The organism is Schwartzia succinivorans DSM 10502 (assembly GCF_900129225.1).
GTDB classification, from domain to species: domain Bacteria; phylum Bacillota; class Negativicutes; order Selenomonadales; family Selenomonadaceae; genus Schwartzia; species Schwartzia succinivorans.
On sequence record NZ_FQUG01000010.1, the window covers coordinates 31,940 to 55,154 of the forward strand.

Here is a 23,215-nt window from a genome sequence, read left to right on the forward strand (position 1 = left end):
TATAATACGCGTAGATGTCAAATTCTATCTATAAGACAGAGGAGGATGTATCACTATGTCAAAGAAAAACAAGAAAAAAGCAGCAAAGCAGGCAGTCGTAGCAAAGGCTGCACCGAAAGCAGCTCCGAAGGCTGATGACAAAAAGGTCGTCAACAAAGGCATGCTCGTTGATGCAGTTGCAGAGAAGCTGGAAGGCGCTATCTCCAAAAAGGATACGAAGGCCGTTCTTGATGCTGTTCTTGCGACGGTTGTGGAGAAAGTCGGCAAGGGCGGAGAAGTACGCCTCGTTGGCTTCGGTACATTCAAACAGACCCACCGTGCTGCACGCACAGGCCGCAACCCACAGACGGGTGCAGCCATCCAAATCAAAGCATCTGATGCTTTCACATTCCGTTCCAGCATCAAATTCTAATTTGATATTTTCCCTGATTGCAGGGTGATGCAAAAAGACCGGTCGGTTTTCCGACCGGTCTTTTTGTGTCCTTTTATTTAGTTCCGAGAGCTTTTTTGAGTGTTTCCATGTTCTGACGCATTGTTTTGATGTATGCGTCAATGGCTTTTTCGTTAGATTCGCCGGTTACGACAGGGTCTAGTGTGAAAATTTCCGCTCCTGTTTCCCTGGCTATTGTTTTTGCGACATTAGGGGAGTACTGCGGTTCTGTGAAAAGAACCTTTGCCTTCAGAGTATTTACCTGTGCTATAGTGGTTTTGAGTTCATCGGGAGTCGGCTCTGTCCCCGGTTCACGCTCAATTACTCCTATGATTTTCAGGTTAAATTCTTTTGCGAAGTACGGGAAGGCTTCGTGGAATGTAACGATGTCCTTGTTGGGGACTGTATCAAGAGCTGCGTGCATTTCTTTTTTGATAGCCTCCAGCTTTTTGATATACTCATCTGAATTTTTCTGATATGCATCCGCATGCTTCGGGTCTGCGGTCTTCAGCTGTGCCGTGATATTTTTTACCTGCTCTATGTTTGCTGTTACACTGAGCCAGACATGGGGATTTGGTTCACCGTTTTCAACAATGAAGTCAATATTCTCTTTTGACGCATCTATCAGCTTAAGATTTTTCTGAGCCTTGATGACCTTATCAAGAAAGCTCTCCATACCAGCGCCGTTTACAATAAATGCATCGGCTTTTTCAAGGGTTTTCATATCCTCGGTTGTGAGCTGATAATCATGGAGACAGCCAGTTTGAGGTTTTGTCATGTTTGTAACGGAAACACCGTCGATCCCTTTTGTTATGTTGATCGCATCTATGTACATCGGATAAAATGATGTCACAATACGGAATCCGTCTTTTTTGGCGGTATTGCTGCTCTGCGTTCCGCAGCCTGCAATGAGGGCACATAGGGAGAGAAGGACGAAGAGAATTTTCAGGGAATGTTTCAATGATACTACCTCCTAATAATAAAATAACTAAATAAGAAAATTACTATTTAGAAGGATAGCACAAATGATAAAAGATATCAAGAAGGAGCAGCACCATGAAATAAATTTTCAATGGGCTGCTCCTTTTTAGAATGCAGTACTATCGATTATTATTTTCTTTTTTGCGGCAATCGCTGCACAAACCGTAAAATTCGAAGATGTGTCCGGTGATAAGAAATCCCTTTTTTTCGGCTTCCTTAGTGTACGCATCTGAAATCGGGCACATATCAATGCATTCTGTTTTGCCGCATTTGGTGCATACCAGATGATGATGGTGATGCCCGCCGGTTGCCAGCTCATATACATTCCCCGATGAGCGGCGGATTTCGTGAACAGCCCCAAGCTCTGTAAGCAGGGCAAGATTGCGGTAAATTGTATCAAGTGATACATCGGGATGTGTTTTTCTTACCGCTGTTAAAAGCTGCTGCGCAGTAGGGAATGTTTCAAAGGCCTGAAACGCGTCCAGTACCGCACGCCGCTGGGGAGTTATCTTATAGCCTTTTTGTCGGAGTTTTTCAAGTATGTTTTCCAATTTGCCGCACCCTCCGGTACAGGTTTACTTTTCTGTATTCGTGTCAGAAGCATCCGTTGGGGCTCCTGCTGCATTCTCATTTGTTTTGTCCTTACTGTCTTTTTTCGGTTTTGGGAAGGGGACAGCAGGCGTTTCAATTGCCTTCTTTGGAATCAGGACATACTGCTCCGCACCAATTTCGCTGATTTTTACTTCAAACTGAGCTGTCGCCGTATTTATGAGTGCACCAAACATATTTTTCTGCATTTCATTCATGGTTTTGGATTTATTCAATAAGGCGTGTGCCACGTAGCGCATGGTGTTCGTGAAGTCACCGGATTCACGTAAAATCTTCATTGTTTTGCGGTCAACATCTATCTGTATGGAAAGAGTTGCAGCCTCCGGGTCATCGATTTCAAATGCCGGTACATTTGGCGACATCTTTGAGACGGCTTTCCAAAAATCGTTGAGGTTGGTTGTTACAATGAGGGAACGTACAGTATCTGTAGACGGACCTTCCTCTACAACAGGGTTTACGAGTGCAGATAAAATATCGGCGTTTGCGGCTCCGTTTTCGAGGAATTTTCCCATTCCTGCCTTAAGTTCCTCTGCTTTTATCTGATTGTGAATCCATTTTTTCTGCTTTTCATCATATTTATATCTGTCATAGCTGTTTTTGTCCATCTTTGAGTAGTAGTGATCTTTTATATTATGGTTGTTGGTCAGTGGGGAATTGATGGAAAGGTTCATGTCTCCTTCCATGAAGAGGACATTGTCCCCGAGGTTTTCAAACGGATTCAGGTTAGAACTGTTTTTTGATTCGGCGTTTATCTGCTCGACCGTTTTTGCGTCAATAACTTTTGAGCGAAGTCCTTCCTTTGTGGGCTGAACCGGGGAGGATAATATACATGCCAGTTTGAAATTTGCGACAGCATTTCCGATAGCGGAGTTTACTGTACAGGTCATGTCAAGATTCTGCGTAGGAGATTCTGAGCTTTTTTGCTGAACCAGCTTAAGGTAGGAAGCTGCATCGAGAGCATCTGCAGATTCTGTGACAACTGCAGCGGCGGCAGGCGCTTCAGGTGCAGCATCCTCAGCGGCGTATACGGGCAGCGGTGAGGCGAGAGAAGCGGAAATCAGCGCGCCGGCAATAAGTTTTTTGAGTTTAAGCATAATAAATCCTCCCTTGATTTATGTGAAGTCATTTTCTCCTATTGTAGCATGTTCGATGGTTATTGGATTAATTTTTTTGTTAAATTTTACGATATAAAGGTAGATAAAAAAGAAGGGCGGCGGCGTGATGCGTAATACGATATTCATAGATCCGACGATGCGGTCCGTGAATATGCTCTCGGCTCTGGAAAACGCGTCGAGGGCTGCAGCGGATGGAACGGCATCATATAAAGAGATACTTGCGGCGATACAGAAAGCTGCAGGAAAGTCTGCGAATGTGTCAAAGGATACATCGGAGATGACCTTTGATGAATACAAGGAATATATCAGTGACCGGGTAAATGCCATGAAGCTGGACGACAGCCGTGCCAATGATACGGTATCCATTGAAATAACGGACGGCGGTTTTCGGGCAATGCAGAAGGATGCTATGTATGAGCAGTGGGTGCTGGACTCAATACGCTCGGCGCTGGCAACTCAAAATCGAACAGCATCACTTACCGGGGGAAGCTATGTAATGCTCAAATATGGGCAGAAGCGTGAAGATTACAGAGCTGAGAGCTGGGGAAAGGAAAGTCAGGCGCTGTTCAACGCAATGACTATGACAAAGGGAAGGAAAAATTCCTCAAGCAGCTTCTGGATGAAGCGGGCATCACAGATGACGCAGAATCTAATGCTGACGGCACAGCTGGCTCAGCAGAAAATAAGACTCCACAATTCACTGGCAAAGGCATTCGGCAGCATGGACAAAACGGAAGAAGCCATGCAGATGAGCGGAGAGAACCGCATGAATCAGGTAAGTGCGTCGGCGGCATACTGGATGTATCTTATGCAGCAGAATATGGCTGGCTTTGGTTTTTGAAATACGCACATCTATATAGATAAAGGCAGCTTTGCTAAGCATACGGCTTGGCAGAGCTGCTTTTGTTTTTGAAAAATAAATACCCTATAGGGGTACTTGACAAATACCGCATGGGGGTATATTATGCTAAACAAGAGGTGCTTACAATGCAAGATGAAATGAAATCGAAAAAAATTAAAGATACCGAAGCAGCTTCAGAAGGGGCAGTATGCTCTCACTGCGCGCGAATTAAGGTGCGGTCATCGGGTGAATATAAAAAGCTTATAAATCGTCTGAATCGTATAGAGGGCCAGATTCGCGGTATCAGGGGAATGGTAGAAAAAAATGCTTACTGTCCTGACATTCTCGTACAGTCTGCTGCGGTTACTGCGGCGGTTCACGCTTTTAATCGCGAGCTTTTGGCAAATCATATCCGTTCCTGCGTTTCAGAGGACATTCGGGCAGGTAAGGATGAAACTGTAGATGAACTTGTAAAACTCCTTGAGAAATTTATGAAATAAGGGGTATATGAGAAGGTGAAAAATATATGAAGCAATATAATGTCACGGGAATGAGCTGCGCTGCATGCTCGAACCGTGTTGAGAAGGCTGTAAGCAAAGTGCCGGGGGTATCTTCCTGCGCTGTCAGTCTTCTGACGAATTCCATGGGAGTAGAGGGAACAGCGTCTGATGTTGATGTAATTGCGGCAGTTGAGGCGGCGGGCTACGGCGCGTCAGTGAAGGGTGAGCCGAAGGCACATGACGGCGGGGCCTTTGCGGAGCAGGAGGAGTCGCTGAAGGACCATGAAACTCCGATGCTGAAGAAGAGATTGATTTATTCGCTGGGATTTCTTGTGGCACTCATGTATGTTTCAATGGGGCACGGGATGCTCGGACTTCCGCTTCCTAAGTTTTTTGAGGGAAATTTTGCGGCTGTCGGAGTAGTTGAGATGCTGCTCTCAGGAATAATCATGGTAATAAATCAGAAATTTTTCATAAGCGGAGGAAAGAGTCTTCTTGGCGGAGCGCCAAATATGGATACACTGGTTGCGCTTGGCTCGTTTTCTGCGTTTATATACAGTGTGCTGACGCTGCTTTTGATGACAGATGCGGCGCTTATAGGCGGAGCTTTGGCGGCAGCACAGTTTATGGATGGATTTTACTTCGAGTCGGCGGCAATGATAGTTACCCTTATCACGATAGGAAAGATGCTTGAGGCACGCTCCAAGGGGAAGACCACTGATGCCCTGAAAAGTCTTATGAGCCTTGCGCCAAAGACTGCCGTTGTAATCCGCGGAGATGAGGAAGTTACTGTTCCTGTGCAGGAGGTTGCGATTGGGGATATATTTGTCGTACGTCCGGGAGAGACGATTCCTGTTGACGGAACTGTTATAGAGGGAACCAGCGCTGTCAATGAAGCGGCGCTTACAGGTGAGAGTCTTCCTGTTGATAAAACCGCAGGAGATTCGGTATCCTCGGCAACGTTAAATCAGTCAGGTTTTTTGAAATGTCGTGCTGACCGTGTAGGCGCAGATACAACGCTTGCGCAGATTATAAAGCTTGTAAGCGATGCGGCGGCCACAAAGGCACCTATAGCAAAAATGGCAGACCGTGTCTCGGGCGTCTTTGTTCCTATTGTCATTGCAGCGGCGGCTTTGACCACTGCCGTCTGGCTGTGGCTTGGCGCAGATATGACATCTGCGGTATCTCACGGCATTGCGGTGCTTGTGATAAGCTGCCCCTGCGCGTTGGGACTTGCGACACCTGTTGCCATTATGGCAGGTACAGGCAGAGCCGCAAAGAACGGTATTCTTTTCAAGACATCAGAGGCTGTGGAGCTGGCAGGACGTGTAGAGATTGCTGCTCTGGATAAGACGGGAACAATTACGCGCGGAGAGCCGCAGGTGACGGATATTTTTCCCGTAGACGGGGTGAGTGAAAGAGAGCTTTTGGAGACGGCTGCAGCGCTTGAAGCAAAGAGCGAGCACCCTTTGGCAAAGGCAGTAATGCTGCGTGCGGAGCAGGAGAGAATTTCTGCGCCGGAGGCCGAGGATTTCAGGGCGGTTTCAGGAAATGGCGTTGAAGCGCATGTGAATGGAGTAAGACTCATCGGAGGAAGCAGAAAATTTATTTCTTCCGTTGCAGAGCTTTCCAAAGAAATGCTTGAAGCTGCTGACCGCTTTGCAGATGAAGGAAAAACACCGCTGTTTTTCATAAAAGGCGAAAAGCTTTTGGGTATGATTGCCGTGGCGGATGTTTTGAAGGAAGACAGCCGTGAGGCGATAGCCAGTCTGAAAAAAATGGGCATCAGAGTAGTGATGCTCACCGGAGACAACCGAAGAACTGCAGAGGCTGTTGGCAGGGAGGCAGGAGTTGACGAGGTTATTGCCGACGTGCTGCCTGACGGAAAAGAGGCTGTTATACGCCGTCTGCAGGAGTCGGGAAGAGTCGCTATGGTAGGTGACGGTATAAATGACGCGCCTGCGCTGACACGTGCCGATGTTGGTATAGCGGTAGGCGCGGGAACGGATATTGCCATTGATGCCGCAGATGTGGTTATCATGAAAAGCCGTCTGTCGGATGTTCCTGCCGCAATTCGTCTGAGCCGTGCAACACTGAAAAACATAAAGGAAAATCTCTTCTGGGCGTTTTTCTATAATGTTGTGGGGATTCCGCTTGCGGCAGGTGTATGGATACCTGTTTTCGGATGGTCGCTGACACCGATGTTCGGCGCGGCGGCTATGAGTCTTTCAAGCGTATCTGTTGTTATGAACGCGCTTCGACTGAATTTTTTCAATCTATATGACGCTGACGGGATAAAAAATAGCCCCGCTGCTATACAGAAGCATGAAGAAAAGGAGGTGCATACTATGGTAAAAACGATGAAGATTGAAGGCATGTCCTGCGGACATTGCGAGGCACGGGTCAAAAAGGCTCTTGAAGCACTGCCGGGTGTTACGGAGGCTGTTGCTGACCACGAAGCATGCAAAGCAACCGTTACAATGACGGAGGCTGTTGCTGACGATGTTCTGCGTAAGGCTGTTGAGGACCAGGACTATAAGGTTCTCGGAATTGAATAAGGAAGCCTGCTTCGAAAATTGCAGAAAAATAACCCCTATGGCCTGATGATAAGCCATAGGGGTTATTTGCATGTGCCTTAAATTCCCAGCTCGATATTCTTTATTATCTGCTGCAGTGCGGTGAGTTTCTCTGTGACAGTAGCGTTTACCTCGTTGAGATCCTCGATAGCGTGAGAGGAGCGGCTGATATGCTCCAGACTGCTGTCGAGGCTCTCGTGTACCCGGGAGACCTGTTTGTTAAAGCGTTTGTCAAACTCACTGATTTTCTCTTCGAACTCTTTGTTGTCAGCAAGGATGGAATCGATTTCCTTGACATCGCGGACAAGAGTATGGATGGCCTCATCAGAGCTGTGGACACTTTCCTGAGTGCTCTTGGAAAGCTTTCCTACCTCCTGGGCGACAACCGAGAAGCCGCGGCCTGCTTCGCCGGCACGGGCAGCCTCAATAGCCGCGTTGAGTGCGAGCAGATTAATCTGCGAGGATATTTCCGTAATCATCTGCATGACACTTGTAATCTTATCCGTGCTGGCACTGAGAAGCTGGAGCTTCGGAGTGATTTCCGCGTTACGTGACATGAGCTGGTTGAAATACGAACCCTGCTCGTCGATGCCGCCGGAGAGCTCCTTCATGGAGGACTGAACAACATCGACGTCCCTGGACATCTGCATAATCGTCTGAATTATGGACGGCAGGCGCTGCTGATATTCCTCGAAGAGGTCAAGAACCTGATCCTTGAGTTCACCGACGCGCTGCTGACGTGCGATTACGCGGTTGAGGAAGAATTCGCGGCATGCAGCATAATGACCGGCGAAGAAATCAACATACGGGTCGGCAAGTGCCGTGCCGGAAGGTACGTTGTAGAAGAAAATAGCCGTGAGTGTCTCATTCATGTGCAGTCCGCTGATTTCGCCGAAGCTGGAAAAACCTGCAACAGGGATATCGGAGAACATATCAATATGCTTGATTTCGTCAGGGTATCCGAGACGGCGCAGGATGCAGTCATTGAGGATGCCTCCGATTGGTGTCGGTTTTCCGTTACAGAATTCACGGAAAGCATTCTGAAGCGTACTGGAAAGATTGATTCGTTTCATGAGGTAGAGTCGTTCACCGGACTCGATGTCGCAGAAGAAATTGAGTCGGTCATTCTCCGCATCAATTCCGGATATGGAACGTATGAAGTCTTCTCCGTTGATATCCGTTGCGAAGGTGTAGCCCTGCATTGCCTTGTTGAGGTCATCAACAGAGGAGCAGTTAAGCTCTTTTTTGAGAGCTTCGATAAATGAAACCGGTTCGGCGTTGTCTCCTGCAACTGTGGAGACATAACGAAGCGCGGAGTTGGCATTTACAACCTCAAAGCTCGCTCCTGTACGCTCAACAGCCTGCGTCTTGAGAATGCCGTAGCGGTAGTCCTTTCCGAGATGAACGATTGCTGCTACTGCCGCGTTTTCCAGGACCCGGCTGTCGTTGTAAATGTATGTGTTTTTGAAATCAAGCTTTCCTGCGGAGCTTCCTCCGATGAACGGAATCGGATACATTCCGTTTTCGTAGAATGCCTGCATTACGAAGGATTCACAGTTGGAAAGTCCGTCGATGTAAAGAAGTGCGAAGGTATGATTTACGTTCATGCGGAACGGTATGTGATGACGGTCGATTTCTTTGCGCATCTGGCTGACGCGTTCATCTACGCTCATGGAAACCTCTCCGCGGCGGAGGTCGTCATTCGGAATAGGTATCGTCATGATGTAGCAGTCCTCAATCATACGGTGAGAGAACACCTGAAGGAGGATGCTTCCACGGTTCTCGTCGGCCTCGCAGTAAAGCGTGCGGCTTCCTGTCGGACGGCAGAGCTCACCGGAGGTAGTCATCATTATGAGCTTTGCGTTTGGCGGAAGCACATTTTTTATGCTTGAAGCGACTCTTGGAAAATCGTTATCCGGTGAAACATATCCGATGACGAGCGCAGGCCCGCCTGCAACTTCAAAAAGCGGGGTCAGAGTGGAAGTATTAAGCTCTGAAGCCGAAAGATATGCCACCTTTGTATCAGGCTGAGCAGGAGCAGTTGCCGGTGCGGGTTGAACAGGTGCCGGTGCGGCTTCTGCCGTTTTTGTAAGAACAGGTTTAGATAAGAAATTGAGCATATATATCCCTCCATATAAAAAGAAAACACTTTTGTAATCCTGTTTATTCTAAATTAATATATATATTCGAGAAAAATTTTTTATTTCCTTCTTAATGTTCAAAATAATTCTGAATTGATTTCGGAAGGATTTTTCATAAAGAAGAACTTTTGTTTGATTTTTATCCCAAAACCTCTATACAAGCATTAAAAAATACGATATTATTAAAAAAGATTTGGCGCGTACTGCGCAGGAACGGGGAGGATATTCAGCATGGATAAAAAAGAAGCGCTGGAAAATGCACTTAAACAGATTGAAAAGGATTTCGGTAAGGGTTCCATAATGCGTCTCGGAGATGCGACAAAGAATCTTAATGTAGAGGTAATTCCGACGGGAATTCTTCCGCTTGATGAAGCATTGGGAGTCGGCGGGCTGCCGCGTGGGCGTATCATTGAGGTATATGGCCCTGAATCTTCAGGTAAAACGACGGTTACCCTGCACATGATTGCGGAAGCACAGCGGCGTGGAGGCCTTGCGGCGTTCATTGATGCAGAGCATGCCCTTGACCCTGTATATGCAAAAAAGCTGGGCGTAGACACAGATAATCTTTTGATTTCCCAGCCGGATAACGGAGAGCAGGCTCTTGAGATTGTTGAAGCGCTGGTCAGAAGCGGAGCAATCGATATCATCGTTGTTGACTCGGTTGCCGCACTCGTTCCGAAGGAAGAAATCGACGGAGAAATGGGTGCTACTCATGTTGGACTTCAGGCACGTCTCATGAGCCAGGCAATGCGCAAGCTCACCGGATTTATAAGCAAATCCCGGACTGTCGCTGTATTCATCAATCAGATCCGTGAAAAGGTCGGCGTTGTTTACGGAAGCCCGGAGGTTACGACAGGCGGCCGTGCGCTTAAGTTTTACTCTACTATCCGCATAGATGTACGCAAAGGTGATACATTAAAACAGGGTACAGAGAGCATCGGAAATCATGCAAAGGTGAAAATCGTTAAAAATAAGGTAGCGCCTCCGTTCAGAACATGTGAATTTGATATCATGTACGGAGAGGGCGTTTCCCGTGAGGGCTGTGTCATTGATATGGCAGCCGACCTTGATATCCTTGGCAAGAGCGGCTCGTGGTATTCATACAACGGAAACCGTCTCGGACAGGGCCGTGAGATAGTAAAGGGTGTGCTTAAATCACAGCCTGAACTCTATGATGAAATCTCTGAAAAGATTCGCGTAAAGCTCAAGGAACGTGCGGAGGAAGAAGCAAAGAAGGCTGACGAGAAGCTCGCGGTGGCAACGGCAAGGGCTGCAAAGACAGCACCTAAGACGGAGAAGGCGGATGCGTCGAAGGATTAAGGAAAAGCCCACCGCGCTGGTCAAGGCGGTTGAGCTGCTTGCTCAGCAGGAGCACAGTGAAGCAAAGCTTCGCGAGAAGCTCATGAGGCGTGAGTATACAGAGGATGAAATTGATTATGCCTTTGAACGTCTAAGGGAAAAGCATTATCTGAACGATGAGGAGGCCTGCCGCCGTCAGTTCGGATACTTTTTTGAAGATGGACGAATGAGTGTAAGACAGATTTGTCAAAAGCTGATACAGAGAGGCTTTCCTCGCGAGCTCGTGTATTCGTGTATTCCTGAGGACAAGGAGGAGCATGAGGAGGAGGCTGCATTTCGGGCGGCCTGCGGACACTTTCGCTCTACTGTGAAACGTGATAAAATTAAACAGTTCTTATATCGCCGCGGATTCAGTTTTTCTGTATGTGAGGCTGCGGTGCATCGTTTTAGTGAAGAGTATCCGGACAGGATAGAGGAGGAGCAGTATTTTGACGAATGAATTAGTGCTGGTGCTGGACTTCGGAGGACAGTACAATCAGCTGATTGCGCGCCGCGTGAGAGAGTGCAATGTATATTGCGAGGTGCATCCATATACGATGACGCTGGAAGAGGTCAAGGCAAAGAACCCGAAGGGAATTATCCTGACAGGCGGACCTAACAGCGTTTATGGACCTGAAGCACTGACATATGAGAAGGGCCTTTTTGAACTGGGGATTCCTGTGCTTGGTATTTGCTATGGAAGTCAGCTTATGGCGCATGTGCTGGGCGGTACTGTAAAAACAGCTCCGGTCAGCGAATACGGAAAGACTGAGGTGGAAATCACGGAAACAGCCTCGAAGCTTTTCGAAGGTGTTTCTACACCGACCATCTGCTGGATGAGTCACACGGATTACATTGAAAAGGCACCTGAGGGCTTTTCGATTACAGCAAAGACGCCGGTATGCCCTGTGGCCGGAATGGAAAATGCAGCCCGCGGGCTTTACGCGGTTCAGTTCCATCCGGAGGTCTTGCATACTGTTGAAGGAAAGACGATGCTCAGAAACTTTGTGCGTAATATCTGCGCTTGCAAGGGTGACTGGGAAATGGGTTCATTCATTGACACCACAGTTGCACAGCTGAAAGAAAAAATCGGAAACGGACGTGTACTCTGCGCTCTGTCGGGCGGTGTTGATTCATCGGTTGCGGCGGTTCTTCTTTCAAAGGCAGTCGGCAGGCAGCTTACCTGCGTGTTTGTAGACCACGGCCTTTTGCGTAAAAATGAAAGTGAAGAGGTCTCAGAGGTATTCGGTCCTGAAGGACCATACGACCTGAACTTTATCCGCGTTGATGCGCATGAACGTTTCTATGAGAAGCTCAAGGGTGTTACGGAACCGGAGCAGAAACGCAAGATTATCGGAGAAGAATTTATCCGCGTATTCGAGGCCGAGGCTAAGAAAATCGGAAAGGTCGATTTCCTCGTACAGGGAACGATTTATCCTGACGTCATAGAGAGCGGCCTTGGGAAATCTGCGGTCATTAAATCCCATCATAATGTTGGTGGTCTGCCGGATTATGTTGATTTCAAGGAAATCGTCGAGCCGCTGCGCATGCTGTTTAAGGATGAGGTGCGTCAGGTGGGCTCGAATCTCGGAATACCCGACAAACTTGTACGCCGTCAGCCTTTCCCGGGACCCGGACTCGGCATCCGTATTATTGGCGAAGTGACGGAAGAAAAGGTTCGTATCGTTCAGGAGGCTGACTATATCTATCGCGAGGAGATTGCAAAGGCAGGCGTGGACAAGAATCTCGGACAGTATTTTGCTGCGCTTACGAATATGCGCTCCGTCGGCGTCATGGGAGATTTCAGAACCTATGACTACGCCATCGCTTTAAGAGCTGTTATGACAAGTGATTTCATGACAGCTGAAAGCGCGCAGCTTCCATGGGAAGTCCTGCAAAAGGTAACAAACAGAATCGTAAATGAGGTAAAGGGAGTAAACCGTGTAATGTACGACTGCACAAGCAAACCCCCTGCTACCATTGAATTCGAATAATGGCAAGAATCCCTCAATCCACTATGACAGCGGGTTGAGGGATTTTTTGTATGTATATGGTATTAAAGGTTTCCGTAAAAATGTCTGTGATAATTTTTACTTGCATTCCTTCAGCACTGCTTCTGCGTAAAGCTTTACCCCCGGGCCTGAGTTCGGGTGGATGAAATCTATCAGATAGTCACTTTGCGGATGCTTTGAAAAATGGTCTGCGAGATATTCGTTGGCATTGATGAATGTATCTCCGTTTGTTGAACACCATTCCTTCAGGGCTGATGTGTAGCTGTTGTATGCCAGGTCTGTGTCGGGAGGCTTCATGCCGCCGATAATGCTCATGTCTCCATCCATGGCAATCCACGGTGCGATGAATACGAATTTTGCTTCAGGCATGCGGTTTACCACTGCGGTACGGATGCTCTGGAGATTTTGGATATATTCTTCAGCTGTTATGGCACAGAATTCAGCATCGCGGAAAAGTATGTCGTTTGCGCCCACGGCAATCACGTAAAGCTCAGCTTCGGAGTTGAGAATCTCTCTAAGATAGACCGCCAGCAGAGCTGTTGTGGTCATGCCTCCCTGAGAAACATTGACTATTCTTCCGGATATCCATTGGCGGATAGGATTATACCAGGGAATTCCTCCGTTTATGGTTCCTTCTGTGAGGGAATCACCTATAAAGCATACTGCTGCGGCTTCCTGCAAAAGCCGCAGGATAAGACTGTTTTCCATTTCTTCAGTAATTTTTAGTGTCATGGCGAATTCCTCCCGATGCTTGGAAGTAAAAGAAATTCAAAAGCCTAAATCTGTAAATTTTACGCACTTTAGGCTTTTTGTTTGTGTGTTATTGCAGCAGTGATAGCACGGAGCTGCTGTTTTGATTTGCCTGCGCCAGCATAGCCTGTGCTGCCTGCATGAGTACGTTTGCTTTAGTGTACTCAGTGAAGGTGAGTGCCATGTCTGCGTCGCGGATTGTGCTTTCCGAGGCCGTGACGTTCTCGTGAGCGGTGATGATGTTCGATGCCGTGAAGTCAAGGCGGCTCTGGATTGCACCAATCGTAGTCTGCTGATTGAGTGCCTTGGAAATAGCGCGGTCGATAACGGTAATAGCTGCAGTAGCTTTCTTCTGCGTTTCGACACTGAGTGTTGTGCCGTCCTCTTTCTTGAGCCCGAGAGCAGTGGAGCGCATATCGCCAAAGCCGATTTTGATGGCCTGATTTGCCTTGGTCCCAATCTGGAATGCCATACGTTTTTCGGGTTCTGCATTGGCTGCCTGGTGCGCCATGTAGCGGAGAATCATGTAGCCTGCCGCATACGCGTCATCACCGGACACACTCCCCGAGTTTTCGAGCGCGTTTTTGAGCCTCGCCTGATCTGCGACCATGGCTTCAATCGTAACTTTCCTGTAGTCGTCGATACCGTGTACCAGCTCTGCCGCGCCTTCCTTGATGTATTTCGGAAGGTCGGCAAAATGCGTGATATTTGCTGCCATCAGCGCGTGAACCATTTCGTGAGCGATACAGCGGTCGAGGTAAAGCTGATTGGGGTCGCCTGCGACAGCGCCATTTTCGTCGGAAAGGTCGAGGTTGCCGTAATAATCCATGTTAACCTGAAGTTCAAGTCCGATTGTTTTGCCGGTACTGTCATAGGTAGATACGACCTGTGCAAGGGTGTTTGCGCCAATTGACGTTGGAGACAAATTTACCGTCATACTGCGAACTGTCGTGCCGGGGTCAGTAAAATTCAGCTCGTAGGATTCCTGAATAAGGTCGGTGCAAAGCGAGAGCCATTGATTGTTTAACGCTTTTGCGATAGCCTGCTTGGCCGAGTCACTTCCTGTGTCAGGCCAGACAACAGAGAGACCATTGATTACGGTGGTACCGCTTGGCACACCGCCTGTATAGGGACTTCCGTCTTCAGGAACAACGCTCACCGCGTTTTTCTCTTTTTCTCCGCCTGCGTCTAAGCCTGTAATGGCACCTGTATCAGCATTTGAAAGGTTTATTCCGGTAATGTCCAGCAAATCACCTGAAGACATGTCGGCAAGGAAACTGCTGATGAGGTCACTTTCGCCGGAGAAAAGACCGCCTGAGGCATAGTTAATTGCACCGTCCAGTGCTTCCTGCGCGGAGAGGTTTGCGTTGTCAAGATAGCTCATGAAATCTACAACGACACCGTGCTCGTCGGAAGGCATGTTGCCTCCCATGCTGCCGTTCAGGAGATATTTGCCGTTGTAGGTAACGTGGGCGTTGTCATCAATCTGCGCGATGAGCTGGTCAATCTCACGCTGAATGATGGCACGGTCCCGATCGGTGTTTGTGTCGTTAGCAGCGTCAAGTGCTTTTTCCTTGAAGGTCTTTAGTATCTCAACGGTAGAGGAAACAGCACCCTCGGCGGTATTCATAAGACTGCGTGCAGTCTGGGTGTTTTTGAGATCCTGAGTGACGCCGCGGATTTGCGCACGCATACGTTCACTGATTGCATAAGAGGACGCATCATCAGCAGCGCCGTTTATCCTCATTCCAGAGGACAGGCGCGCAAGCTGCTTGGATAATTCAGTTTGGTTCCTCCCCAGTACATTCAGCGTCGATGTGGCGGAGGTGTTGTTTTTGACCTTCATGGTCATGATAATCAAATCCTTTCGATTGTACCCGCGTGGGGCGACGCTGTCCCTGCGGCAAAATAAAAAAGCACAAAGCTATATTATCAGCCCTGTGCCACTGTATTTTCTTGTACACCTGAAAAGGTGAACATCCCTATCCGAGCCAGCTGCAAATCCATTGCAGAGCAGGACTCGGCACCGTGGTAATGGCTGTCAATTCCGTTTGCGGCCAATAAGTAAATACCACAACTCTATTTATAATAATAATATCAAAATTGATAGATGTGTGTCAAGCTGTAAACAATTACAACAGTGAAAAGTGCGGGTAAAATACTTTGTTCTTGCGCAACAAAATTTGAATAATTGCTGTATAATGACCTGTAAAGGATTAAAAGAAAGAAAATAAATGTGTAATGGAGGCGCAGTAATGTCGTTTGAACGTGCAAAGGCATATCTGGAAGAGAAGGGATATGCTGACAGGATTATAGTGCCGGAGGCATCAACGGCCACAGTAGAGCTCGCAGCGCAGGCCCTTGGCACTGAGCCCGCGGCTATTGCTAAAACGGTGTCGTTTCTTGTTGATGACGCGGCGGTTCTGATTCTTGTTGAAGGAACTGCAAGGGTCGATAATCATAAATTCAAGGATGTGTTTCATACAAAGGCAAAGATGATTCCCTATGACCGCGTTGAGGAGCTTACAGGCCATCTGCCGGGAGGAGTATGCCCCTTCGGAGTAAAGGACGGCAGCAGAATATATCTTGATGAGAGCCTGAAAAATCATGAGGTGGTTTATCCTGCGGCGGGTGATGACTGCAGCGGAGTGAAGCTTACTATTCCCGAGCTTGAGGATGCGGTGGGAGAGTACAGTTGGATAGATGTAAGCAAGTGAAAATCAACATATTGGAAAAAGTAAGAGGGGCGGATAAGATGAAGCGCAGAAGTTATTTCGGTATACTTATCGCGTTTGCAGTTTTTGCACAGGTACTGTTTGCGGAAGCAGTTCTTGCATCGGGGATTCCTGTCAGTAACCCTGCACGCTGGATGTATTATGAAGCTGATGTTAAAGGAAAGGATGCAGATGTGTTCTTTGTCTGCCCGACTGCTGTGGTGACGGGCGTGAACGCGGACATTGAGGACGAAAAGACTCGGGAGGCTATTCTCAACGCGACAAATATGGAGATTGGCATATATAACAAAAACGCTCGTGTTTTCGCGCCGTATTACGAGATGGCAACACTTGAAGATTATTCTGTCGGCGGAGAGCAGTGCAAGAGAGCGCTTGACTCGGCATATGAAGATTTAAGAGAGACTTTTCGCTATTACCTTTTGCACGAGAATAACGGGCGCCCGATTATATTGGCAGGATTTTCTCAGGGAGCGGATATGATATACCGTCTTTTGCAGGATGAGTTTGCATGCCCTTGGACCGCGCAGAAGCTGGTGGCAGCTTATGCAATAGGGTGGCCGTGCACAAGAGAAATGACGGAGAAATATCCGCAGTTGAAGGCAGCAAAAGGAGAATCGGATATAGGCGTGATAGTCAGCTTTGAATGTGAGGCACCGGAGCTTACTGAGTCGCTTATTGTTCCAAAGGGAGTAAAAATGCTTTCAATAAATCCGCTGAACTGGAAAACTGACGGAACACATGCGGGGAAGGGGCTAAATAAGGGATATGTCCAGGCTGACGGAAAGGCAGCCATAGTTAAGGAGATACCCCGACTTTGCGGCGCTCACATAGATACCGAACGTGGAACGCTGAAGGTGACTGAGGTTACGCCGAAAGAATATCCTGCACTGCTGGGATTTTTGCCTGATGGGTCGTATCATATATACGATTATATGTTTTTTTACCGCAACCTGCAGGAAAACGTCCTGAAAAGAATTGATGCCTGGAAAGAGGCACGTGGAAAGAATTAAATACAGTGAAAAACTGCGGCCGAAAGGGACCGCAGTTTTTGTTATTGACATAAGTCATAAATAATGTAAAATAATAGATGACATAAGTCAGAAACGGAGGCGGCAGAATGGCGAGACCACCGAAGTGCCGATGTATCGGAGGATATCCCGACTTTTGGAGTTTTTCTCCTGATGATGAAAGCACTGAAGCACCTGTTATGCTGAGTCTTGATGAGTTTGAGACAATACGCAGTATTGACTGGCTGGGGCAGAATCAGGAGGAATGTGCGCAGGAAATGCAGATTGCTCGGACGACAGTCACATCAATCTATGAAAGCTCCCGCAAAAAACTGGCAGATGCACTGGTAAACGGAAGACGCATTATTATTTCCGGCGGAAGCTATCGCCTGCGTGAGACGGAAGAATCTATACATATGAAAAAGAAGGGAAGCGGTGTAATGAGAATCGCAGTAACTTATGAAAACGGAGAGGTTTTTCAGCATTTCGGACATACACAGCAGTTCAAGCTGTATGATGTAAATAACGGTACGATTGAAAAAGAAGAGGTCGTAGATACAAACGGCCAGGGACACGGCGCACTCGCAGGTTTTTTGAAGCAGGCAGAGGTCGATACACTCATTTGCGGAGGTATCGGCGGCGGTGCACAGATGGCACTGTCTGAAGCAGGCATCACTCTTTACGCGGGCTGCAGCGGTGAAGCAGATGAGGCCGTAAAAGCACTGATTGCAGGAACGCTTGCACAGGTCGGTGAGGCAACATGCGACCATCATCACGGCGAAGAGCACCACTGCGGACATCATGGGGAAGGTCATGAACACCATCATCACCATGAGGGCGGGCACTGTGGACACCATCATGAAGGCGGACATTGCGGCCATCACCATCATCATGAGGAATGATTATGAAGTACAAAGTAGATGACTCCTGTGTTTGCTGCGGAGCATGTACTGCTGTTTGCCCGACAGTATTTTTTATGGGAGACAACGGCCGCGTGGCAGCAATAGCAGATGATGTGCCGGAGGATGTCCTTGAGGATGCCGAGGATGCCATGGGCGGCTGCCCTGTCGGTGCTATCCATACTGTATGAAATCAGTAAGATTTTAAAAAGACCGTGGTGCTTAATAAGCGCCGCGGCTTTTTTGATGTATGCGTAAATATATGGTAGGATGAATGGAGTGAAAGGTGGTTTTAAAATGAGTAATGAAGCTCAAACAGATATGAGCATAACACAAAAGGGAAATCCGGGGAAACCTGAAGGTGAAGCAGGAGAACTTATGCTTGAGCGAATGAACCGCGAGCATTACGAAGTCACGGGCTGGGGATTATCATTTTTCGATTTTGATGCATTGGACTGCGTGCTGGATATAGGCTGCGGCGGAGGCATGACACTCAGCCGGATAGCAGAGCAAGTCACGCGGGGGACGTTGTACGGCGTAGATTATTCTTCGCTTTCGGTTGCAAAATCCAAGGAGTTTAACAAGGAACTTGTAGCATGCGGACGCATGAAAATTGTTGAAGGGTCTGTTGATGCCCTGCCGTTTAACGACAGGAGCTTTGATAAAATCACGACTGTAGAAAGCTTTTATTTCTGGCCTGCACCGGAAAAAAGTCTGGCAGAGGTGTACCGTGTGTTGAAGCCCGGCGGAGTGTTTATACTTATTGCAGATATCCATGGAGCAGCTGAACTGACGGAGGAGCAGCTGGAAAATATACGCAGGTATGACCTTAGAAATCCGGCTCCAAACGAGTTCAAAACACTTTTCAGTGCAGCAGGATTTGATGAGGTAACTGTCCATCTGAAGAACGGAACCTCCTGGATTGCTGTTGAAGGTTTGCGAAAGTAATGTTCGCTGTGAAATATCCATTGACAATATATGAAAAAAGCCGAGCGAAATTTTCGCCCGGCTTTTTTAGTCCATACATGATATACTTGCTATCTGCTCTATACCGTGGTGCAGTGATGCGACAAGGTCGGTGTCGGCTGCACGGTAGAACATTTCTTTTCCTTTTCTGTTAGATACTATCAGACCTGCGCTTTTTAAAAGACGAAGGTGATGGGATACTGCAGGACTTGACATATCCATTGCAGAGGCAATGTTCTGTACGCATTCCTCTGCGTGGCATAAAAGCCAGAAAATACGAAGGCGGCTTGGATCTCCAAGCTGCTTCATGGCCTCAGAGACGGCAGCAATAGTCTCTACGGACGGGATATGCCCGACAAGCTCTTCTTCTGACATGTCGTGAAGATGGGGAAGATGTTGGCGTTCATTCATTGTATTTCCTCCTAAGAGATATACTAATACAAGTATATCATGGTTTTTTTTATTTGTTGCATGTGATATTTTAAAAAAAAGAATTGACAGGAATGAAAATTTCGGTTATTATCAATATAACGATTAAACAATCGTTTAATTGAACTAAATACATAATACAACATATGGGAGGAATTTACAATGAAGAAATCTTACAAAATCGAAGTCGACTGCGCAAACTGCGCAAACCTCATGGAGGATGCAGCTAAGAAGACGGAAGGCGTTGCTGATGCAGTCGTAAATTTCATGGCACTCAAGATGAAGGTTGAGTTCGAGGAGGGTGCTGATCCGAAGCAGGTTATGGAAAATGTCCGTGCTAACTGCAAAAAGGTCGAGGAAGACTGCGAAGTCTTCATCTGAGGTGAAGCAACATGAACGCTAAACAGAAGAAAAATTTAATTCGCATCGCTGTTTCGGGCGCGATGATGTTGGCGTTGGAATTCGTGCCGGTCGAAGGACTGGCACGTTTTGTCCTTTATATGATTCCATACCTCATCATCGGGTATGATATCCTCATTAAAGCATTTCAGGGTATCAAAAACCGTCAGGCCTTTGACGAAAGCCTTTTGATGGCTATCGCGACAATCGGTGCTATTTCCCTTGCGCTTTATGATAACGGTGATTACACGGAAGCCATTGCTGTTATGTGGTTTTATCAGATTGGTGAGTGGTTTCAGAGCTATGCGGTGGGCAAAAGCCGCAATGACATCAGCGCTCTTATGGACATCGTTCCGGATACGGCAAACGTAGAGGGCGAGGACGGACAGCTTGAAGAGGTCGACCCGGACGATGTAGAGGTTGGCTCTGTTATCGTTGTCCGCCCGGGTGAACGCGTACCTATCGACGGTGTTGTCATTGACGGTACATCTTCCCTTGATACATCTGCGCTTACAGGTGAGGCTGTTCCGCGTACGATTAAAAAGGGTGAGGATGTTGCCAGCGGCTGCATCAATCTCAGCGGCGTTTTGAAAATCCGCACAACGAAGGAATTCGGCGAATCCACGGCTTCGAAGATTATGGAGCTTATCGAGGATGCAGGCAGCCGCAAAGCAAAAACAGAGAAATTCATCACGCGTTTTGCACGCGTTTATACTCCGATTGTTACAGGACTCGCGGTGCTTCTGGCATTTGTCATGCCGCTTTATCACATCGCAACAGGCGCTCCTGCAGAGTGGAGCACATGGATTTACCGTGCGCTTATCTTCCTCATCATGAGCTGCCCATGTGCTCTGGTCGTCAGCGTACCTCTCAGTTTCTTTGCAGGTATCGGTACGGCAAGCCGCGAAGGTGTTCTTGTTAAAGGTGCAAGCTATCTTGAGGCACTTGCAAGTACGAAGACTGTTGTTTTCGATAAAACGGGTACGCTCACGAAGGGCGTGTTCGATGTGACGGGCATCCATGCCGATGACATCGATAAGGATATGCTTCTGCACATGGCGGCGCATGTAGAGCGTCACAGCAGTCATCCGATTGCTGTATCGCTTCGCAACGCGTTTGCTCATGAGGCAGATTCCTGCAGCGTCGAAGACGTAGAGGAATTTGCAGGACAGGGCGTCCGGGCAAAGGTCAACGGCAAGGTTGTGTATGCGGGTAACGAAAAGATGATGGCAACCGCAGGCGTTGAGACTCACGGCTGTGAAAACGAGCCTGTCGGTGCGCTCATTCATGTGGCAATCGACGGAAAATATGCAGGTCATATCATCATCAGTGACGTTGTTAAAGATCACAGCGTACAGGCCCTCAAGGAGCTTAAAAAAGCAGGTGTGCGCCAGAATGTTATGCTCACGGGTGATGTTAAGGAAGTCGGCGAAAGAGTTGCAAAGGATATAGGTATTGACCGTGTATGCACGGATCTTCTGCCACAGGATAAGGTCGCGAAATTTGAGGAAATCCTCAAAGAGCGTAAAGACGAAAACGAAATGACGGCATTTGTCGGTGACGGTATAAATGACGCACCGGTGCTCCGCCGTGCGGATATCGGTATCGCTATGGGTGCAATGGGAAGTGATGCAGCTATTGAGGCAGCAGACGTCGTACTCATGGACGACGATCCGCTGAAAATTCCGACGGCAATGCGCATTGCAAGAAAATGCATGGCGATTGTCCGTGAGAATATCTGGTTTGCAATCGGAATAAAGGTTGTCTGCCTGATTCTCGGTGCTGTCGGTATGGCAAATATGTGGTTTGCAATTTTTGCTGACGTAGGCGTAACAGTGCTCGCAGTTCTGAATGCGTTCCGCTGCATGTTTGTCAAAGGTATAAAACCTGAAAACGTATAAAGCTTTCAAAAGGATGTGTGGGAAACCATGCATCCTTTTTCTTTTGGAAAACAAAGGGTATACTATGATGGGGGTGAAAATATGGCGTATTGCGACTGGGCAGGCTGTAACGGAAAAATGCAGCGCTATCATGATGAGGAATGGGGAATTCCCCTTCATGACGACATAAAGCAGTTCGAGTTCCTTATGATGGAAGCCATGCAGTGTGGACTTAACTGGAACATGATGATACAGAAACGTGAAATTTTTCATGAATGCTTTGCGGACTTCGATTTTGATAAAATAGCAGCATTTGACGAAAAAGACGTGCAGAGAATCATGGAAGCACCGGGAATGATACGCTCCCCGATGAAAATCCGTGCTGTCATACATAATGCCCGCTGCTTCCAAAAACTGCGCGAGGAGTGGGGAAGCTTTTCAAACTACATATGGCATTGGTCTGACGGGAAAACTATTCTATATGACCATCACGCCGAGGGCATGATACCTGCAAGCAACGGCCTTTCAGTAAAAATCAGCAGGGACCTTAAAAAACGCGGCTTCAAATATCTCGGACCTGTGACGATATATTCACATTTGCAGGCGTGTGGGATAATCAATGATCATGACAAAAACTGCAAAAGATACAGTTATATAAACGAAAATTTTCCGACTGTAAGAAAGAAACGCCTGTTGGAGAAGGATGCAAGGCAGTTTTGACTGTTGAAGCTTTAAGAAATCTCTGATATAATCTATATCGTTACTTGCGGTTGTAGCTCAGTTGGATAGAGCATCTGCCTCCTAAGCAGAGGGTCGACGGTTCGACTCCGCCCAATCGCACCATGAAATTAAAATCCTCGAAAGCCTTTGCGGATAAGGTTTCCGAGGATTTTTGTTTTTGCATGAAATGGGAGCAGTAGTGCCAAAAAAAGGGTCATTTTTTGCAATTTGGGCGCAATTTGGGCGCAATTAATGACGTTGACCTCTGACTTCCTTCTTTCAGAACTCACGCTGGAGGCTGACGACTTTGCCGGCTATTGTTACGGGAAGTGTCCTTACCTGGTCACGGTCATAGAAGTGCGGCTTGTAGACGTCAGGATTGTTGGCGGTCAGGAGAAAGCCTTTATCGGTTATGGAGAGATGTTTTACTGTGGCTGTTGTTTCTATCATAATAACGATATTATCCTTGGTGTTGATGCGGGATGGGTCAATAACAGAATCCACAACGATAATATCCCCGTCAAGAATTTCGGGAATCATGGAAGTACCTTTTACCTTAAGACAGAAGCATTCCCCGTTACAGCGTTCCACAATGCTGCGGTTCACGGGAATATATTCACGGATATTCTGTTCAGCGTTTATTGGAATTCCTGCAGCGATGTCTCCAATGAGAGGTATGGGGCAGGTCTCGGAATCTTCCGGCTGGAGGGGTGGGGATTGAACTAAAGATTTTGCAAATTCGTCCATAGATAATTTATTCTTTTCTCTGTATTCGTGAATTGTATTTTCTAAAGTCATTACAAGTGTCCTTTCTGTACTGTTGTCATGTGGAGTATACAAAAATAAAATATTTATGTAAAGTCTGATTAACACTCTCTTAATGTAAT

23 protein-coding genes and 1 tRNA gene are annotated in these 23,215 nt (G+C 47.4%); 16 read left to right on the top strand and 8 right to left on the bottom strand.

The genetic code is table 11. The annotated features are described in order from the left end of the window. Positions 1 to 55 precede the first annotated feature (55 nt). Positions 56 to 412, top strand: a complete 357-nt coding sequence (locus BUA83_RS10805) for an HU family DNA-binding protein (RefSeq protein ID WP_094756610.1) — start codon at positions 56 to 58, stop codon at positions 410 to 412. Between the two features lie 73 nt (positions 413 to 485). Here BUA83_RS10805 and BUA83_RS10810 read toward each other — a convergent pair whose 3' ends face one another. The 3 genes from BUA83_RS10810 to BUA83_RS10820 form a co-directional block, all read right to left on the bottom strand. Then, on the bottom strand, positions 486 to 1,391 hold the full coding sequence (locus BUA83_RS10810; protein WP_072936303.1) for a metal ABC transporter substrate-binding protein: 906 nt from the start codon (positions 1,389 to 1,391) through the stop codon (positions 486 to 488). 139 nt (positions 1,392 to 1,530) lie between these two features. Further along, complete coding sequence (locus BUA83_RS10815) at positions 1,531 to 1,962, bottom strand: Fur family transcriptional regulator (RefSeq protein ID WP_072936304.1); 432 nt, start codon at positions 1,960 to 1,962, stop codon at positions 1,531 to 1,533. Between the two features lie 24 nt (positions 1,963 to 1,986). Then, entirely contained in the window at positions 1,987 to 3,114 is a 1,128-nt protein-coding gene (locus tag BUA83_RS10820; RefSeq protein WP_072936305.1) for a hypothetical protein, read from the bottom strand. A 127-nt stretch (positions 3,115 to 3,241) separates the two neighbouring features. On the opposite strand from BUA83_RS10820, the gene BUA83_RS10825 reads away from it, so the two are divergent. The 3 genes from BUA83_RS10825 to BUA83_RS10835 all read left to right on the top strand — a co-directional run bounded on the left by BUA83_RS10825 (position 3,242) and on the right by BUA83_RS10835 (position 7,034). After that, positions 3,242 to 3,976: a hypothetical protein gene (locus BUA83_RS10825; protein WP_072936306.1), complete on the top strand. Its 735-nt coding sequence runs from the start codon at positions 3,242 to 3,244 to the stop codon at positions 3,974 to 3,976. A gap of 146 nt (positions 3,977 to 4,122) precedes the next feature. Beyond that, positions 4,123 to 4,476, top strand: coding sequence for a metal-sensing transcriptional repressor (locus BUA83_RS10830; RefSeq protein ID WP_234988329.1), 354 nt, complete (start codon positions 4,123 to 4,125; stop codon positions 4,474 to 4,476). 26 nt (positions 4,477 to 4,502) lie between these two features. Next, entirely contained in the window at positions 4,503 to 7,034 is a 2,532-nt protein-coding gene (locus BUA83_RS10835; protein WP_072936307.1) for a heavy metal translocating P-type ATPase, read from the top strand. A 77-nt stretch (positions 7,035 to 7,111) separates the two neighbouring features. Here BUA83_RS10835 and BUA83_RS12915 read toward each other — a convergent pair whose 3' ends face one another. Beyond that, positions 7,112 to 9,172 (bottom strand): methyl-accepting chemotaxis protein, encoded by a 2,061-nt coding sequence (locus tag BUA83_RS12915; RefSeq protein WP_072936308.1) that lies wholly within the window; start codon positions 9,170 to 9,172, stop codon positions 7,112 to 7,114. A gap of 252 nt (positions 9,173 to 9,424) precedes the next feature. Between BUA83_RS12915 and recA the strand changes: the two genes are divergently transcribed. Genes recA through guaA form a run of 3 tightly spaced genes read left to right on the top strand, consistent with a single transcriptional unit; the run spans position 9,425 to position 12,525 of the window. After that, positions 9,425 to 10,513: a recombinase RecA gene (gene recA, locus BUA83_RS10845; RefSeq protein WP_072936309.1), complete on the top strand. Its 1,089-nt coding sequence runs from the start codon at positions 9,425 to 9,427 to the stop codon at positions 10,511 to 10,513. Beyond that, a complete protein-coding gene (locus BUA83_RS10850; protein WP_072936310.1) occupies positions 10,497 to 10,991 on the top strand; it encodes a regulatory protein RecX in 495 nt (164 codons plus the stop codon). The genes recA and BUA83_RS10850 overlap by 17 nt, the downstream gene beginning before the upstream one ends. Further along, entirely contained in the window at positions 10,978 to 12,525 is a 1,548-nt protein-coding gene (gene guaA, locus BUA83_RS10855; RefSeq protein WP_200796062.1) for a glutamine-hydrolyzing GMP synthase, read from the top strand. Before BUA83_RS10850 ends, guaA begins: the two co-directional genes overlap by 14 nt. Before the next feature lie 96 nt (positions 12,526 to 12,621). Here guaA and BUA83_RS10860 read toward each other — a convergent pair whose 3' ends face one another. Further along, complete coding sequence (locus tag BUA83_RS10860; protein ID WP_072936312.1) at positions 12,622 to 13,275, bottom strand: SGNH/GDSL hydrolase family protein; 654 nt, start codon at positions 13,273 to 13,275, stop codon at positions 12,622 to 12,624. A gap of 88 nt (positions 13,276 to 13,363) precedes the next feature. Continuing rightward, positions 13,364 to 15,145, bottom strand: a complete 1,782-nt coding sequence (locus BUA83_RS10865) for a flagellin N-terminal helical domain-containing protein (protein WP_072936313.1) — start codon at positions 15,143 to 15,145, stop codon at positions 13,364 to 13,366. A gap of 403 nt (positions 15,146 to 15,548) precedes the next feature. Here BUA83_RS10865 and BUA83_RS10870 point away from each other — a divergent pair, with 403 nt between their 5' ends. The 5 genes from BUA83_RS10870 (at position 15,549) to BUA83_RS10890 (ending at position 18,882) form a co-directional block, all read left to right on the top strand. Then, the gene (locus BUA83_RS10870; RefSeq protein WP_072936314.1) at positions 15,549 to 16,010 is read left to right on the top strand and encodes a YbaK/EbsC family protein; all 462 of its coding nucleotides are present in this window, start codon (positions 15,549 to 15,551) and stop codon (positions 16,008 to 16,010) included. A gap of 38 nt (positions 16,011 to 16,048) precedes the next feature. Next, entirely contained in the window at positions 16,049 to 17,038 is a 990-nt protein-coding gene (locus tag BUA83_RS10875) for a DUF3089 domain-containing protein (protein WP_144340536.1), read from the top strand. Positions 17,039 to 17,145: 107 nt separating this feature from the next. Continuing rightward, entirely contained in the window at positions 17,146 to 17,937 is a 792-nt protein-coding gene (locus tag BUA83_RS10880) for a DUF134 domain-containing protein (RefSeq protein WP_072936316.1), read from the top strand. A 2-nt stretch (positions 17,938 to 17,939) separates the two neighbouring features. Next, positions 17,940 to 18,125, top strand: coding sequence for a ferredoxin (locus BUA83_RS10885; protein ID WP_072936317.1), 186 nt, complete (start codon positions 17,940 to 17,942; stop codon positions 18,123 to 18,125). Positions 18,126 to 18,231: 106 nt separating this feature from the next. Then, complete coding sequence (locus BUA83_RS10890; protein WP_072936318.1) at positions 18,232 to 18,882, top strand: class I SAM-dependent methyltransferase; 651 nt, start codon at positions 18,232 to 18,234, stop codon at positions 18,880 to 18,882. Between the two features lie 66 nt (positions 18,883 to 18,948). On the opposite strand, the gene BUA83_RS10895 is transcribed toward BUA83_RS10890, so the two are convergent. Next, positions 18,949 to 19,311, bottom strand: a complete 363-nt coding sequence (locus tag BUA83_RS10895) for an ArsR/SmtB family transcription factor (protein ID WP_072936319.1) — start codon at positions 19,309 to 19,311, stop codon at positions 18,949 to 18,951. Between the two features lie 180 nt (positions 19,312 to 19,491). Between BUA83_RS10895 and BUA83_RS10900 the strand changes: the two genes are divergently transcribed. The 4 genes from BUA83_RS10900 (at position 19,492) to BUA83_RS10915 (ending at position 22,451) form a co-directional block, all read left to right on the top strand. Next, complete coding sequence (locus BUA83_RS10900) at positions 19,492 to 19,710, top strand: cation transporter (RefSeq protein WP_072936320.1); 219 nt, start codon at positions 19,492 to 19,494, stop codon at positions 19,708 to 19,710. 11 nt (positions 19,711 to 19,721) lie between these two features. Beyond that, positions 19,722 to 21,629: a heavy metal translocating P-type ATPase gene (locus BUA83_RS10905; protein ID WP_072936321.1), complete on the top strand. Its 1,908-nt coding sequence runs from the start codon at positions 19,722 to 19,724 to the stop codon at positions 21,627 to 21,629. Positions 21,630 to 21,710: 81 nt separating this feature from the next. Then, positions 21,711 to 22,328, top strand: coding sequence for a DNA-3-methyladenine glycosylase I (locus BUA83_RS10910; protein WP_072936322.1), 618 nt, complete (start codon positions 21,711 to 21,713; stop codon positions 22,326 to 22,328). 46 nt (positions 22,329 to 22,374) lie between these two features. Continuing rightward, positions 22,375 to 22,451: transfer RNA gene (locus BUA83_RS10915), tRNA-Arg, on the top strand. A 156-nt stretch (positions 22,452 to 22,607) separates the two neighbouring features. Here BUA83_RS10915 and BUA83_RS10920 read toward each other — a convergent pair. Next, entirely contained in the window at positions 22,608 to 23,126 is a 519-nt protein-coding gene (locus tag BUA83_RS10920; protein ID WP_072936323.1) for a LexA family protein, read from the bottom strand. Positions 23,127 to 23,215: the final 89 nt, after the last annotated feature.